Origin of the sequence: Streptomyces durocortorensis, assembly GCF_016901035.1 — a bacterium.
Classification (GTDB): Bacteria; Actinomycetota; Actinomycetes; order Streptomycetales; family Streptomycetaceae; genus Streptomyces; species Streptomyces durocortorensis.
Window position 1 is genome coordinate 1 of the sequence record NZ_JAFEUF010000226.1, and the last position, 782, is coordinate 782.

The 782-nt window shown below is 72.5% G+C and carries 1 protein-coding gene; it reads left to right on the forward strand.

All coding sequences use genetic code 11. The features are described from left to right. Nucleotides 1-629, forward strand: a 629-nt coding sequence (locus JS521_RS28990) for a TerD family protein (protein WP_205085913.1), incomplete at its 5' end; no start/stop codon positions are given. Nucleotides 630-782: the final 153 nt, after the last annotated feature.

The following is a 782-nucleotide window of genomic DNA, read 5'->3' on the forward strand; positions in this document are numbered from 1 at the left end:
GCGGTGGTGTCCACCACGATCGCGTCGGGCGCCGAGCCCCCGCCGGCTCCGGGAAGATCAACCTGGACAAGGGCCGGGTCAACCTCCAGAAGAACCAGACCGTGTCCCTCGTCAAGGGCGGCGCACCGCTGCTCTCGCGGGTCAGGATGGGTCTGGGCTGGGAGCCCGCGTTCCGCGGCAAGGACATCGACCTGGACGCGTCGGTGATCGCCTACGGCCCCAACCGCAACCACCTGGACAGCTGCTACTTCGGCAAGCTGACCATTCTGAACGGGGCGATCAAGCACTCCGGCGACAACCTCACGGGTGAGGGCGCGGGCGACGACGAGACGATCGTCGTGGACCTGGGCCGGATCCCCGCCGACGCGACGGGCCTGGTCTTCACGGTGAACTCGTTCACCGGCCAGAAGTTCAACGAGGTCGCCAAGGCCTACTGCCGGCTGATCGACGACGCCTCCGGCGAGGAGCTGGTCCGCTTCGACCTCACCGGCGCCGAGCCGCAGACCGGCGTGATGATGGCCAAGCTCATCAAGCAGTTCACCGGTGAGTGGGAGATGACCGGGATGGGCGAGTTCGTGAAGTCGCGCACCGTGCGGGGCATGGTGAAGCCCGCCGCCAAGGCGCTGTAAGGGGCCCCAGGGCCCGCAACGGAGTCCGGGGGGGGGGGGGGGGGGGGGGGGGCCCCCCCCGCGCGGGGGGGGGGCGCGGGGGGGGGGGGGGCCGCCCGCCCGCCGCGGGGGGGAGAGGGGGGCGGGCGCGGGCACGAAGCCAGCCGCCCCCCG